Origin of the sequence: Arthrobacter sp. NPDC057013 (genome assembly GCF_042674585.1) — a bacterium.
GTDB lineage: Bacteria > Actinomycetota > Actinomycetes > Actinomycetales > Micrococcaceae > Arthrobacter.
Genome location: NZ_JBHUSE010000004.1, coordinates 212,246 through 225,786, shown reverse-complemented (window position 1 = coordinate 225,786; position 13,541 = coordinate 212,246). Strand labels below are relative to the sequence as shown.

The 13,541-nt window shown below is 64.5% G+C and carries 12 protein-coding genes; 1 reads left to right on the top strand and 11 read right to left on the bottom strand.

The annotated features are described in order from the left end of the window. Positions 1-51: 51 nt before the first annotated feature. The 11 genes from ACFTSA_RS08280 to ACFTSA_RS08230 form a co-directional block, all read right to left on the bottom strand. Positions 52-348: a nuclear transport factor 2 family protein gene (locus tag ACFTSA_RS08280; protein WP_377950791.1), complete on the bottom strand. Its 297-nt coding sequence runs from the start codon at positions 346-348 to the stop codon at positions 52-54. A gap of 10 nt (positions 349-358) precedes the next feature. Continuing rightward, entirely contained in the window at positions 359-1,384 is a 1,026-nt protein-coding gene (locus ACFTSA_RS08275) for a sugar phosphate isomerase/epimerase family protein (RefSeq protein ID WP_377950790.1), read from the bottom strand. A 20-nt stretch (positions 1,385-1,404) separates the two neighbouring features. Further along, positions 1,405-2,508 carry a sugar phosphate isomerase/epimerase family protein gene (locus ACFTSA_RS08270; RefSeq protein ID WP_377950789.1) on the bottom strand — a complete coding sequence of 368 codons (1,104 nt, stop codon included), beginning with the start codon at positions 2,506-2,508 and terminating at the stop codon, positions 1,405-1,407. Further along, positions 2,505-2,900 (bottom strand): DUF6379 domain-containing protein, encoded by a 396-nt coding sequence (locus ACFTSA_RS08265; protein ID WP_377950788.1) that lies wholly within the window; start codon positions 2,898-2,900, stop codon positions 2,505-2,507. Before ACFTSA_RS08265 ends, ACFTSA_RS08270 begins: the two co-directional genes overlap by 4 nt. Before the next feature lie 67 nt (positions 2,901-2,967). After that, positions 2,968-4,527 (bottom strand): GMC oxidoreductase, encoded by a 1,560-nt coding sequence (locus tag ACFTSA_RS08260; protein ID WP_377950787.1) that lies wholly within the window; start codon positions 4,525-4,527, stop codon positions 2,968-2,970. Beyond that, positions 4,524-5,300, bottom strand: a complete 777-nt coding sequence (locus ACFTSA_RS08255) for a TIM barrel protein (RefSeq protein WP_377950786.1) — start codon at positions 5,298-5,300, stop codon at positions 4,524-4,526. Before ACFTSA_RS08255 ends, ACFTSA_RS08260 begins: the two co-directional genes overlap by 4 nt. A 269-nt stretch (positions 5,301-5,569) precedes the next feature. Next, positions 5,570-6,406, bottom strand: a complete 837-nt coding sequence (locus ACFTSA_RS08250) for a carbohydrate ABC transporter permease (protein WP_377950785.1) — start codon at positions 6,404-6,406, stop codon at positions 5,570-5,572. A gap of 3 nt (positions 6,407-6,409) precedes the next feature. After that, entirely contained in the window at positions 6,410-7,369 is a 960-nt protein-coding gene (locus ACFTSA_RS08245) for a carbohydrate ABC transporter permease (RefSeq protein WP_377950784.1), read from the bottom strand. A 54-nt stretch (positions 7,370-7,423) separates the two neighbouring features. Next, positions 7,424-8,719, bottom strand: a complete 1,296-nt coding sequence (locus ACFTSA_RS08240) for an ABC transporter substrate-binding protein (RefSeq protein WP_377950783.1) — start codon at positions 8,717-8,719, stop codon at positions 7,424-7,426. 722 nt (positions 8,720-9,441) lie between these two features. Next, positions 9,442-10,920, bottom strand: a complete 1,479-nt coding sequence (locus tag ACFTSA_RS08235) for a DUF6379 domain-containing protein (protein ID WP_377950782.1) — start codon at positions 10,918-10,920, stop codon at positions 9,442-9,444. A 33-nt stretch (positions 10,921-10,953) separates the two neighbouring features. Further along, complete coding sequence (locus tag ACFTSA_RS08230) at positions 10,954-12,246, bottom strand: DUF6379 domain-containing protein (RefSeq protein ID WP_377950897.1); 1,293 nt, start codon at positions 12,244-12,246, stop codon at positions 10,954-10,956. Positions 12,247-12,879: 633 nt separating this feature from the next. Here ACFTSA_RS08230 and ACFTSA_RS08225 point away from each other — a divergent pair. Next, a complete protein-coding gene (locus tag ACFTSA_RS08225; RefSeq protein ID WP_377950781.1) occupies positions 12,880-13,467 on the top strand; it encodes an HdeD family acid-resistance protein in 588 nt (195 codons plus the stop codon). Positions 13,468-13,541 lie beyond the last annotated feature (74 nt).

The window sequence follows — 13,541 nt, the reverse complement described above, 5'->3', positions numbered from 1 at the left end:
TTCTCCTCGAACGGTGCCCGCAGGAGCTCGTAGCAGCGGAACTTCCAGATCCTAGCCCCCCTTGGCGGTGCTGCCCCCCGCGGCCACTTCAATCACGGGAGTGGTGGTGTAGTGCAGGATGAGCTTGCCCCCTGGGCGCGGCCGGCCCTGGTGGTAGCTGATGACGCTCTCGTAGTCCGTGTACTGGCCTGAGTTGGTGTAGCGCGCCCGGATCCCGGGAGTGCCGGGCTTCACCCAGAGGGGAATGATCTGCTCGTCCTCGGAGGCGTTGTGGAGGTACATGTAGCGGTTGAACAGGTTTTCGATGTCGTTGGAGGTGTCGACGGCGGCGGCTTCTGTTGCGGACATTGGCGCCTCCTTAGGCGGGAACGACTGCTTCTTCGATGGCATTGCGCATCAGGGCGTGCTGTTTCTTCACCAGGTCGATGGGATCGGACTCGCCCAGATCGGCGAAGGCGTGGCCTTCCCATTCGCTGGACAGGAAGCCCTGGTAGCCGCCCTTAACGAACTGCCGAACGATGCGGGGGATGTCCATGGCGGGCTCGTTGCCGTTCCCGTCGATGTCGTAGAACTTGGCGTGCACGTGGAACATCTGCGGCATGATGTCCAGCCACTCCTCCGGGGCGACCAGTCCGTGCATGTTGAACGCCAGCCGGGTGAACGGGCCCAGCCGGGCGGGGTCGAAGTTGTTCTCCCGCAGGTAGTCCTCGAACTCCTGGTTGCGTTCCTGCATGGGCAGCGGCTTGCGCCAGATGTCCTGCATCACCGCGAAGTGCTCCTCCGGCAGGCCCATCTGGGTCAGGGTGCGGAACAGCGTGGGTGACAGGCTGTGCATGGTGGAGCTGAAGTCCGCAGTGAAGCCGAGCCGGTCGCTGCCGAGTTCCTCGTACATGTCTCGGATCTGCAGGATCTTGGGGTCGTTGGGGCCCTGCGGGGCGTGGATTTCATAGCCGAGCTTCTGGTCGTACTTCTCGGCCAAGGGCAGCAGCCGGCGCAGCAGTTCTTTGCCGGCGGACCGGATGACGATCCTGCGGAAGCCTAGGGTATTCGCCGTCTTCAGCTGCCGGGCGAAGAAGTCGTACTCTTCGTCCGGGGTCATGTCCCGTTCCTTGCGGCGGCCCATGTCCAGGTTGGTGCCCACGGCACTCGGAGTGAGGCCGTAGCGGTCCATGCTGTCGCGCCACAGTTTCACGAAGTCGTTGTCGACGTCGGGATACGTGCGCAGCATTTGGGCGATGTTGAACTCCACGCCCGGGCCGAGGCCTTCGTCGGCGACGGCCTTGATCAGCGTCTCGGGCGTGTACAGCCCGGCGGCGAACTCGGAGGTGAGTGAATAGAGTGTGATGCCAAGCTCGATGCCCGAGCCTGCAATGCCTTCTGACATGTGTTTGGTTCCTTTTGTTATCAGCCGCGGACGGGCTGGGCGAGGTGGCTGCCGAGGATGCGGCGGCCCTCGGAGGCTTCGGTGATCATGGCGGTTCCGGCGTCCGTGGCAGCGGAGCGCTGGACGGCCTGCTCACCGCGGATGATCTCGAACGGGTCCTGCCAGTTGTTCCAGTGCCAGCCTTCGTATTCGCTCGAGATCGCGCCGGAGTAGCCGTTCTCCACGAGCTGGCGCACCAGGCCGCGGACCGGCACGGAGGGCTCTTCGCCGTTCTCGTCGATGCCGAAGAACTTGCCGTGCACGTGCCGGACCCACGGCATGATTTCCAGCCAGGTGTCCAGCGGTGCCGGACCGAAGAGGCCGGTCCCGTTGATGGCGAAGTCGATGCCGAGGTCCGGCCGGCCGTTGCGGGCCGCCAGTCCGATGAAGGCTCCAAAGCGTTCACCGTGGATCCTTTGTGTGTTGGGCGGTCCTTCGGCGTAAAAGCCGTTCCACATCTGAACCACCTGCTGGAGCAGTTCCTCGGAAGCGCCGCGGCGGCGGTAGGCCTCCAGCAGGGAGGGTGCGAAGCCGGTGACGGTGGCACCCCAGTCGGCGGTGAAGCCCAGCAGCGGCGAGTTGAGTTTCTCGTAGCGGTCGCGCAGTGCGAGGACGCGTTCGTGGGCGCCGTGCTGGTCCGCGTGGACTTCCAGCGCGAGGGTCACGCCGTACTGCTCGGCGACGGGCAGCAGGCTTTCCATGGCGTCGGGGGTCAGTGAGATCTGGACCCGGGCAATCGGAAAACCGAGCCGGGAAGCCGCCTCGATCTGCTTGCGCATGTATTCGACCAGTTCGTCGTGGTTCATGAGACGGTCGCGGCGGATGCCGGTGTCCACGTTCACCGCGAGGGAGGTGGGAACAAGGTCCACCTCGGCCACGAGGTCGCGGAAGTGCCCCACGAAGTTATCGTCGAGGCGGTCAGGGAAGCCGCGCAGGCTGGAGAAGCCGATGATTTCGAGCCCGGGGCCGAAGCCTTCGGCGGCGACCTTCCGGATCAGGCCCTCGAGATCGTACTGCCGGCCGTGGAAGGCGCGGGTGAAGCTGTAGAGGGTGACGCCCTGGATCGGCGTGCCGAGGCTGGTCATCGCTGTGCCACCTTCATGGTCTTGGTGTCGTGCTCTTCGATGTGCAGCACGCCGTGGTCGGTGATGATGTAGGGGATATAGAGCTTCAGGTCCACGCGGACCTCGTGCTCGGCCTGCGGGTCATCCACGGGAAGGTCGCCGGAGAGGACTGCGGAGTCCAGCGGGTACCACCATTCGCCGGTCTCCTCCACAAGCTCCGCGAAGCTGAACGTGCGGTCGTTCATGGACCAGCGCAGCGAGTCCTCGGGTGCTGCCACGCCATCGACCGTCAGCGCCGCGCCGGCGATGCATGAGCCCGGAAGGGCGCGGTACCACGGGATGCGGACTTCGACGGCGGTGCGGCCGTCCTGGGTGGTGAGTGTTCCCTGCTCGATAATGCGGTCGGCGATCATCGAGACCTCCTTGTCTTCGGCATGCCTTGGGTGTGCTGGAGCGGAAGCGCTCCACTACACTTATTCATTATTTACTCATTCTAATGTCTGATTCTGACATAACTAAAGCGCTGCTGATGTCGCGGGCCATTTTTCGAGCTCCGCGAACGGCGAGCGCTACCGCCGTCAGGGTTGGATTACATGCGGTGGCGGTGGGAATAACACCGTTGCCCGCCACGAAGAGGCCGGGAACCTCCCACACCTGGCTGTCCGCCGAGCAGACGCTTGTGCCGTCGTCGAACGCGCCCATGCGAGTGGTGCCCTGGTAGTGCAGCGAGGCACCCGGGGGCAGGACGAAGGGCCGCTCGTCGAGCGGATCCCCCACCGCCTTGCCCAGCCTGACGATCTCCTGCTTGGCCCGTTCCAACACCTCATGGTCGCGGTCGGTGAGCCGGTAGTGGATGCGCATCGCGGGCATCCCATACCAATCGCGGGCACCGTCATCGAACGCGACCCGGTCCTCCGGCTGGAGGTCCTTGGCGCAGAACAGGCCCAGCCCGACTATGGAGCCCGGCAGCACCGGGTCATCCTCGGCCAGTGGAACCGGGGACGCGTCCAGCTGCATGATCTGGCCATGGAAGGGCGCGCCGTCGGTGTAGGGAACCCAGGCGACGCCGCTTTGCTCGCTGAGTGCGCCGTCCGCCGCCTGCGGCGCATCGTCTGCCGTGACGTCGCGCAGCCGGCTGGCGAACACCACCTGCGCCTGGTCATTGAGGTAGCGGCCCAGGGCCGCGGGCCGTATGCCGGAGGCCCACAGCAGTTGCGGCGTGCGCAGGGCATCGGCGCCCACCACCACGTAGCGGGCGGCCACCCGGGATGTGTCGCCGGTGCGGCGGTCCTGGACTTCGATGCCGGCCGCCACACCGTCCTCCACCAGCACGCGGGTCACCAGCGACTCATCAAAGAGTTCAAACTGCGGGTTGTTCCGCGTTGCGTCCCCCATCACGACGTCGGAGCCTGACCAGACGAGGCCGCCGTCCTGGCGCCGGTGGACAGCGAGGGGCATGCGCTGGACGCGGAAGGCGGGGTCGCGGCCTTCGTCGACGGCGGCTGCGAGCCGTTCGCGGACGAGGTCCGAGAAGGGGGCGCCGTCGAAGGCGCGTGTGGTGACGCCGAGCAGGCGGTCTGCGTCGTCGAGAAGCTGCTCCAGGTCGGGCAGGAACGCAATCCGCTCTTTGCCGCCCGGGCGCGGGCAGGCCGCCGTCCAGTGCGCGGCCATGCCGCCGACGTTGCTGGACATGGCCGCGACAGGCATGCCGTCTTCACCGGGCAAGACGTAGCCGTCCTGCAGCAGGTAGGTGCCGGGACGGGCCCGGCGTTCGCCGGCTTTGACGGCGCCGGGTGAGTTCACCGTGGCGGCGCCGGCCCCTGGGCCTTCCGAGGCGCGCTGCGCGAGACTGCGCGCCTGCTGGTCCGCGATGTTCTTGACATGCGCCCCGGGCGGGTCGCTGACGGTGGGGCCGACCTCGAACATGGCGATGGTGGCGCCGGGTGCTTCCTCGCTCAGGATCCGGGCATAGGCCGATGCCGTGGGGCCGCTGCCGACGATGGCGACGTCGACGGCCGCCGGATACCGGTTGCTGCTCACCGCCCGGCCACCAGTTCCTGGATGCGCCGGACAGACTTCGCGGAATCAATCGTCGGGTAATACTCCAATCCCACGGGGCCGGTGTAGCCGCTGTTCTCCAGGTCGGTGAGCCGGGCGGCCCAGTCAATGGAGCCGGAGCCAGGCTCGCCGCGGCCGGGCGCGTCTGCGATCTGCACGTACTTGATGAGATCGCCGGCGTTGGCGAGCTCGGCGGCCACGTCCTCGCCCTCCACCGTGGAGTGGTACAGGTCGTAGAGGACGCCGAAGTCCGGCGAGTTCACGCCCTTGGCCACGTAGACGGCCTCGGCCGTCCGGTCCAGCAGGGCGCCCGGGTGGTCCACCCGGATGTTCACCGGTTCAAGGACCAGGGTGATACCGGAGCCTGCAATGTGGGCGACCCCGCGGGTGAAGATCTCGATCAGTTCGTCGAGCTGGTCCTGGCGCTTCCGGCCGCCGAATCCGGTGCCGCTGCCCACCACGATCCGCGGGCAGCCGAGCTGCCGGGCCACCTCAACGCCGGCATCGAGGCCCGTGTAGAACGGCGCGTGGTCCTTGGGCGGGATCATGAACTGCATCCGCGGTTCGGCCAACTGGGCCGTGAGCTGGACGCCGGTTTCCTCAAGGACTGCCTTCAGGGCCGGGATGTCCTTGCCGGTAGGACCCCACATTTCGACCGCGTCAAAGCCGGCAGCGGCTGCGGCCCGCACACGATCGGCGGCGCTTTGGCCGGCTTCGCTGAACAAAAGATCAATATTTGGCGCAAGTCGGAACATGGATATCTCCTGACGGATCTGATGAAAATGGTTTGCTAGAACATGTGGTGATCGTGGACGGCGCCGTCCGGAACGGGCTGGAGTACGTCCCGGTGCTCCACCGTCCGGCCGTCCTCCGTGACGGCCGCCTCGGGACCGTCCTGGATGGTGGCATTGTGCTGGACTTAGCCGTCCGCGGCGAGGTAGTCGAACGCTTCACGGACCCGCTTTTGGGCGTAGATGAGTTCCACGAAGCGTTCGAACGCCGCGCGGTTGTCAGGTATTGCCGGTCAGCCTTTCAGGCCACCGGAGAAGCCCTGGATGAAGCGCTTCTGCGCGAACAGGAACAACGCAAGGATGGGGATCATGGACACGATCACGATGGCGAAGATCGAGTTCCACTGCGAGACCAGCGATCCGATGTAGTAGTACATGGCCACGGGCAGGGTCTGATTGGCGGAACCTCCCAGGAAGATCAGCGAGGTGAAGAAGTCGTTCCACACGATGAGGCCGGCGAAGATGGTGACCGTTCCGGTGGCGGGGGCCATCATGGGGAACACAACCCTGGAAAAGATCTGCGACTTGCTGGCGCCGTCGATGGTGGCTGCTTCCTCGAAGTCCCTGCCGAGACCGCGGAAGAAGTTCGCGTAGAGGAAAATCGAAAGCGGCAGGAGCATGCCGGTGTAGAGGATGATCAGGCCCCAGGCCGAGCCCGTGAGGCCGAGGGCGCGCGCCCCCATGTAGAGGGGAACGGCGCCGAGCTGGCCGGGCAGGATGATGGCCACCAGGAAGAGGTAGTAGGCGCCCTTGCTCCAGCGCCGGGTCCGGCGGGAGATGACGTAGCCGGTGAGGGACCCCAGCGCGATCAGTCCCACGATGGCACCGGCAGTGATGATGGTGCTGTTGACCAGGCCCAGTAAGACATTGGAGTTGCCGGTGGCCGTCAGGACGTCTACGAAGCTGCTCAAGTCCGGGCTTTTGGGCGGCGCCAGGGGCGAGGTGGTGTACATCTCGCTGTCCGGCTTCAGGGCAGTGGTGACCAGGAAGTAGAACGGTGCCAGGAAGACCAGGGCCAGGGCCCAGAGGCCGACTTCACGGAGAAGGGTGAGCTTGGTGTAGCGGAACATGTCTTAGTCCTCAGGGTTCTGCCGGGTCAGCCGCTGCTGGAGAACGGCGAAGATCAGGATGATGACGGCCAGCACCAGGGCCAGGGCGGCTCCGCCGCCGAAGTTGCCGAGGGCGAACGCCTGCTTATAGACCTGGGTGGCCAGGGTCTCAGTGGCACCGGCCGGGCCACCGCCGGTCAGGGCCATGATGGGGTCAAAGACCCGCAGGCCCTGGACGATGCCCAGCGTAGTGGCAATCGCGACGGCGGGCCGGATGGCGGGCAGCGTGACATAGCGGAAGCGCTGCCACAGGTTGGCGCCGTCGCTCGCGGCTGCTTCCTCCACTTCGACCGGAACACCGGCCAGGCCTGCCATGAAGATCACCATGGCGAAACCCGTGGAGGACCAGACCAGAACCACGAGGACCGTCCAGATGGCCCACTGCGGGTCAGCGAGCCAGGGCCTGGCGAGGTCACCGGCCCCAATGGATTTGAGGAAGACGTTTACAGGTCCGTCGAAGTCGAAGATGTACTTCCAGATGTAAGCGGTGGCCAAGGGGCTGAGCACCACCGGCATGAAGAACAGGGTGCGGAGGATGTACCGCGTTTTCAGCACCCGGTTCAGGCCCAGGGCAATGATGAGTCCTGCGATGTTGCCCAGGAGCACCGAACCGAAAGCCAGGAAGAGGGTGTTGGTCAGTGCACCGACCTTGGTGGGGTCCTTGAAGATGGCTTCGAAGTTCTGCCAGCCGACGATCTTGAACGCGCCGATGCCGGTCCAGTTGGTGAAGGCGAAGAAGCCGCCGATACCCGTGGCCACGTAATGGATGGCGATGACCAGGGCGATCCCCGGCAGCGCCCACCACCAATGGCCAAACTCGAGGCCCCTGCCCCGGGGACGGATGGTTTCACCCGCCCCCGGGGCGCGCCGGCCCCGCCGGGGTGCTTTGGCTGCTTCCGTCTTCGGTTGCATCGTCGCAGTCATGATTTTCCTTGCTTGTCCCGTTGGGCCGGTAAAACGTTGGTTGTCAGGATCCGTTTATCCCCAGGCCGCGTCCATGGCCTTGAGGACGTCATCGGGGCTCTTCTGACCGGTGATGAGTCCCTGGACGCCGGTGGCGAGTGCGTCGTAGACGGCGGAGTTGGGCCACTGGCTGTTTGGCAGCGGGCCGTAGTTGCGGTCCTTGATCAGGTCCCCGACGTTCTTGTAGGCGCTGGCTTTGAAGTCGTACTTATCCAGACCGGTTACCGGGAGAGCGCCGTCGATGTCGGCAAATGTTTTGGTCTGCTCGGGCTGGGCAGCCCAATCGAGGAACGCTTTGGCGGCTTCCTTGTTCTTGGAGGCGGCGTTGATGGAGAAGGCGTAGTTGGCGCTGGCGTAGACGAAGCCCTTGTCCGTGCTCCGGTCGGCAGGAAGCGCCCGGACGTTGAAGTCGGAATCTGCCGCGGCGGACTTCAGCTGCTTCCAGCTCGGCGCGGGAATGAATCCGGAGAGCGAGGTTCCGCTGGCAAGGCCCTTGGTGATGGCATCGAAGCCGGCACCGGCGGCGCCCTTCTGGAAGCAGCCCGCATCGTTCAGCCGTACAACGGCCTCAAGGGCTTCCTTCCAGCCTGCGGAGTCCGCGAACGTGGTTTCCTTGGCCGTGCGCTTCTCGTTCCACTTCGGGTCCTCGGCGTACACGCGGGTGGCGGCGAGGGACATGGCCATCAAGCCCGTGTTGGGTGCTGCGGAGCCGGCGACGGCAAAGAAAGACTTGCCCGAAGATTCGAGGGTCTTGCACTGATCCTGAAGGGCGGCAAAGTCGGTGGGAAATTCGGTGACGCCGGCCGCCTTGGCGGCGGTCTCGTTGGCGACCAGGCCCACCACGGTAATCTCCGCGGCCTGGCCGTAAACCTTGCCGTCCTTGCCAAAGAGCGCCTCGCTGCCCACCGGAATCTGGGTCTTGGCGGCGTCGTCCAAAGGTTCCAGGAAGTTTGCGTCCACCAGCGGGAGGATGCTGCGCCCGGTACCTGAGCCCGGCGCGGTGACGACGACGTCGGACGCGTTCCCGGCCTGGAGCTGGGTTCGCAGCGTCTGGTCATAGGAGTCGTTGGGCTGGGGGTTGAACGTGATCTTCACGTCCGGGTGCGACTTCATGTAGTCCTCAGCCAGCTTCTGGAACGGGCTTTCGATCGTGTTGGATGTTGCGAAGGAGAGGGAAAACTCCTTCGAACCGCCGGATGAGGACGCGCTGCCGGCAGAGGAGGAGCAGCCGGTCAGGGCGAGGGCAGCCAGGGTAGGAACGGCAAGGGCGCCGGCAACTTTCAAACCCAGGGAGCGTCGGTGCTGTGTCATGTTCAGCCTTTCAGACTTCATTGTCGAAGAACGTAGGAGCGGTGATCCCGGTCACTCAAATCAGTATGAAGGAGATGTGCAGAAAAAGCACATAAGTATTGCCGATGACAGACATAAGTCGGACGGAGGTTCGCAGAACGGTGCATCAAGTTTGCCTGACGATGAAGGTCGGCATATCGGATTTCAATGGCAGGGCCGGGTGACTCTAATCCGCCCTGAAAGAACGCGCCATGATGCGCGCTTCGCTTTTCAGGTTCGTCCTCGGCCTGCTGGTTTCGCCGGATGTGCTGATCAACCAGTGAGATGTGAACGAGGCGACCCAGGAGCCAGGTCCGGTCCATGCTGCACCACACCATGGTGGCGGAGGATGGCGCAAACCGACCCAATCAATGACGCGATGGTGCTCGGCGCGGCTTCCTCACTCTGCGGCCGATGGGTTGGTTGCCGTCACCTTCTCCTCCGACAATGCCGTTCGGGAAATAATCAGCATGGAAGACATCACAGAGCTTCCCTTGATGGGCACCTATGAGAGCCGCTCGGCAGCCACTCCGGCGAACGCCAGATCATGCAGGTTCCTGGCGGGCCGGGCTGGAGTCGCTGCGGGGGCTGTTCAAGGCGGCCCCAGACATTCGTGTCGGATTCGGCAGCCAGGGACACGCCTTAAAGGGCCAAGGCCCCGGCGGGGTTTCACCGCCGGGGCCATGCCGCGCCATTTGGACTGTCTAGGCTGAGGCCGGCACGGACCGCATGCTCTTGCGGATAAGGTCGTGCTGCTTCCGCACCAGCAGCAGCGGGTCCACTTCACCAAGCTCAGCAAAGGCATGGCCTTCCCATTCGCTGGACCAATAGCCGCGGTAGCCGCCCTCGACGAACACGCGGACCAGTTCCGGGTAGTCGATGGCGGGCTCGTTGCCGCGTTCGTCAATGTCGTAGAACTTGGCGTGGACGTGCAGGATCTGGGGCATAATGTCTGCCCACTCCCCCGGGCTGACGTGGCCATGCATGTTGAACGCGAGGTGGGCGAAGGAGCCCAGCCGGGCGGGATCGAAACCGCGGCCTTTGAGGTAGCCAATGAACTCCTCCTGCCGGGCCCGCATCGGCTCATCAGTGCCCCAGATGGCCTGGAGCCTTTCCACGGCCTCGCCGTCAAGGCCAGCGCGGCGGACGGCCCGGAGGAGCGTGGGCGACATGCTGTGCATGGTCGAGGAGAAATCGGCGACAAAGCCCAGCAGCGGTGAATCAAGCTCCGCGAAAACCTCGCGCACCTTCATGATCTCCGGGGAGTTTGGTCCCAGCGGCGCATGGATCTCGTAGGCGAGCTTGAGTTCGAGGTTCTCGGCGAGCGGGAGGAGCCGGCGCAGCAGGTCCGGCTTGGCGCTCTGGATGCGGACGAGCGGGAAGCCGAGCTTTTTTGCGCCGTGGAACAGCGTCTCGGTGAACCCATATTCCTCGTCCGGCGTCATGTCGCGGTCGCGTCGCCGGCCCATATCCAGGTTGGCACCAAACGAGCTTGCGGTGAAGCCGTGCTTGTCGAATGCGGCCTGCCATGAGCGGGCGAACTCATCTGTCACGTGCGGGTAGGCGGGGAGGACCTGGGAGGCCACAATCTCGATGCCGGGGCCGATGCCGAGCTCCGCGACGCGATTCAGCAGCCCGTCGAAGTCGTACCAACCGGCCCGGAACTCGGCGCTGGCGGAGTAAAGGGTGAGCCCCAGTGAGAACGGATCGTCCTGTGCCTTGGGAGGTGGCGGAGCCATGGCAACAGTCGTTTCCGGACCGGGAGCCTGCCGGTCCGTCACCGTCAGCTCCAATTCCTGATAAACGAAGTTCGGCACGTAGGTTCCGGGGTGGCCGTCCTCGCCCGGGGCGATTTGCATGTAGGGCAGGCGCAGTTTGCCGATCACTGAAATTTGATGCCGGTCCCCCAAGGAGACAGGGTTATTCCTCCGTGCGATCAGGAGCGGATGTTCCTGGAGGAACCAGAGCGTCTCGCTTTGTTCCGGAAGATCTGGGAGCGGGTATCGGATACCACCGAGTTCGAGGGACAAGTCCTCTGTCGGTATTTCCTCGCCGTCCACAACGAGCTTCAGCGTGGACACCGACGACAGCCATAGGCTTCGGTACCAGGGAAGTGTTAGGCACAGCGCGAGGCCGTCGGGATGCCTGCGCAGGCTTGATTCGTCAATGAGTCCGTTGGGCATGGGTTCACTCTTTGCTGGTGGTTTGCGGGTTGGTCAGACAAGTTCGTCGACGATGCGCCGGATGAGGGCATGCTGGCGCCGGACTTGTTCGAGGGAGCGCCAAGGGCTGCGTTCGCCCTCGTATTCGCTGGACAAGTACCCGGTGTAGCCGGAGTCCTTGATGGCCTGCAGCACGGGCCGCCATGGAATCTGCTGGTCTTCCAGCTGCTCGTTGATGTCGTGGAACTTCGCCTGGATGAACACCACGTATTTCGCGATGTCCTTGAAGTCGGCCGGGTTGACGCCAATGCCGTCAAGGAAGGCCGGGCGGGTTTGGCGTGTCTCGCCTTCGCGCAGCGGGATGGGCCGGTCCTGGAAGATCCCCGTGTCGATCAGGAGTCCGAAGTTCTTGGTACCGGTCCGCTCGATGAGACTGATGTAGTCATCAACGACGGGGTGCCTGATTGGCGTGGGTGAGTGGATCTCGGGGCAGACGATGATGCCCAGCTCGTGGGCCAGGTCGAGGGAGCGTTCCACGGATTCGGTCCAGATCGGGTCAGGAACCAGGTCGCTGGAAACAACTCCAATCTTGGGCCGCACGAAGCGGAAACCGAGCTCGCCGGCAAGCCGCAGGTCCCGCTGGAGCGCGGCGGCACCCTCGACGGCGGTCATGCCCCGGCCCGGGTGCAGGCGTGTGTCGATCCAGGAACCGTAGTTCGTGGGCTCCAGCGAATACTTCTCGAGCAGGCTGAACCAGTTGTCGATCCAGCCCGGGGAAGGTTCCGGATAGTGGGGGATGTGCCCCTCACCGAGAATCTCGACGCCGCTGGCGCCGACGTCGGCAACTGATGCCAGTGCCGTTTCGAGGTCCATGACCGTGCCGTAGTCGCCCATGAAGCTGTAGAGGGAAACGCCGTAGCGGAACGTGCCTTCGCCCCCTTCAGGGGCCAGCGTCACAGCGCGACTGAAACGGTGGACGGTCGGCTGGTGTTCGACCGGTATGTAGGACATCCGGAGCCGCAGCTCGACGGTGAGCTGGTGGACACCTTGCGGAAGGCCGCCGTCGAAAGGCACGGTGACCACAGCGGCTTCCTCAAGGGGCCAGCGCACGCCGTCACTCTCCCAGAGCTGCTGCAGCGTGTAGGTCCGGCCGCCGAGCGTCCAAAGCGGAACATCAGGACCGACGTCGACGATGTTTCCGATGCGGACAGCTATACCGTCGATCAGCGAAGCGGTCATGCCTCGGTAGGAAGGCATCCGGATCCGGAACTGGAAGCCGGTCACGCGTCCGTCCTCGCTGACGTTGCGGAAACCGACGGACTGGATGAGGTCTCTTTCGAGAAGCATCATGGCTCACTCTCTCTAGGTGCAAACCCAGAGTAACAGCATTATGTTGTTTTCATACATAAGTTTGCAGGTTTCATTCCAAACTAGGTGAGCGCAGATGTGGTCCCGCTCTTCCCGCATCCACCCCTGGCCGGCTCGGGAAACGAGTGATCCATGGCCAAGTGTTGAACGCCCTCATCCTCTTCGGGCCGTTCGGCGCCTATCCGGACATGGACCACCCGGCAGTGGACGGGCTCTCACCGTGGCTCACAGCCCGGCTCGGATTCCTACGCGTGCGGGGCGGCGGGTCTCTTGCCTGCCCATTGCCCACCGGGCCTGGCCGCCGTATGCGCTGCGGCGCCAGGCCTGCTCTCGAGCTTGGACTTCTAAAGGGATCAAACCGACTGTGCGGCGTGGTGGGGAAGTTCGGGCTGCAGGACGTTTCGCCTGCCTCTATGGTTTCGGTGCCTAAAGGTCAATACTGGAGAGGGGAGACCGCATCCCCCTTGAAGCTGGCCGGGCAGTTCTTCGGGTGGCCGAGGAACGTCCCAGACGCCGGCACGCGGCGAGAAGGCTCCGGCCGTCGCCCCAACGCTACGCTGACAGGCGTGGCCAGTTCACATAAAAGATTCAGTAGCACCGTGAGGTGAAATCATGTCCGACTTTGCGGAACAGAGACCTTTCGAGGGAGCGGGTACTGCGCTGTTCGTCCGCGGCGCCCTCGCCATCCTCTTCGCGATCGCTGTGATGCTTTGGCCTGGCGTTACCGTCCTGGCCCTGATTTATCTGTTCGGCTTCTATGCCGGAGTGGATGGAATCGCGAACATCGTCCATTATTTCTCCGACCGCCCCCGCCGGTCCGCCTGGGAACTGGTCGGAGGGATCGTGTCCGTGCTCGCGGGCATCGTCGCCTTCATTTGGCCGGGCGCCACAGCCGTGTCGCTGGCAGTGGTGATCGGCGCGTGGGCCCTCGTTCTGGGCGTAACCCAGATCGCACTCTCCGTGGAGGCGAAGAAGATGTTGACGTCCTGGTGGGCCTGGCTGGCCAGCGGTATTGTGACCGCATTGTTCGGCCTGTACGTCCTCATCCTCCCGGGCGCCGGCATCCTCAGCCTCCTTGGACTGCTGGCAGCGTTCGCCTTCCTGTTCGGCGTTCTGCTCCTGACAGCAGGCTTCCAACTCAGGGGCTTCGCGGCCGGACCGGCGTCGGAGCACCGCGGGCCCACGCCCTCGACGCCCTAGCGCCGCAGCATCAAGGGATCGAAAGAGTAGCTGGACCGGCAGGGACTTCCTAACAGAGGAAGCCCCTGCCACGC

What these genes read in the sequence shown, in the direction of transcription:
- ACFTSA_RS08250 (WP_377950785.1), bottom strand. Translation starts at nt 6,406, where the DNA reads ATGTTCCGCTACACCAAGCTCACCCTTCTCCGTGAAGTCGGCCTCTGG.
- ACFTSA_RS08255 (WP_377950786.1), bottom strand. Translation starts at nt 5,300, where the DNA reads ATGTTCCGACTTGCGCCAAATATTGATCTTTTGTTCAGCGAAGCCGGC.
- ACFTSA_RS08245 (WP_377950784.1), bottom strand. Translation starts at nt 7,369, where the DNA reads ATGACTGCGACGATGCAACCGAAGACGGAAGCAGCCAAAGCACCCCGG.
- ACFTSA_RS08225 (WP_377950781.1), top strand. Translation starts at nt 12,880, where the DNA reads ATGTCCGACTTTGCGGAACAGAGACCTTTCGAGGGAGCGGGTACTGCG.
- ACFTSA_RS08280 (WP_377950791.1), bottom strand. Translation starts at nt 348, where the DNA reads ATGTCCGCAACAGAAGCCGCCGCCGTCGACACCTCCAACGACATCGAA.
- ACFTSA_RS08230 (WP_377950897.1), bottom strand. Translation starts at nt 12,246, where the DNA reads ATGCTTCTCGAAAGAGACCTCATCCAGTCCGTCGGTTTCCGCAACGTC.
- ACFTSA_RS08270 (WP_377950789.1), bottom strand. Translation starts at nt 2,508, where the DNA reads ATGACCAGCCTCGGCACGCCGATCCAGGGCGTCACCCTCTACAGCTTC.
- ACFTSA_RS08235 (WP_377950782.1), bottom strand. Translation starts at nt 10,920, where the DNA reads ATGCCCAACGGACTCATTGACGAATCAAGCCTGCGCAGGCATCCCGAC.
- ACFTSA_RS08240 (WP_377950783.1), bottom strand. Translation starts at nt 8,719, where the DNA reads ATGACACAGCACCGACGCTCCCTGGGTTTGAAAGTTGCCGGCGCCCTT.
- ACFTSA_RS08275 (WP_377950790.1), bottom strand. Translation starts at nt 1,384, where the DNA reads ATGTCAGAAGGCATTGCAGGCTCGGGCATCGAGCTTGGCATCACACTC.
- ACFTSA_RS08265 (WP_377950788.1), bottom strand. Translation starts at nt 2,900, where the DNA reads ATGATCGCCGACCGCATTATCGAGCAGGGAACACTCACCACCCAGGAC.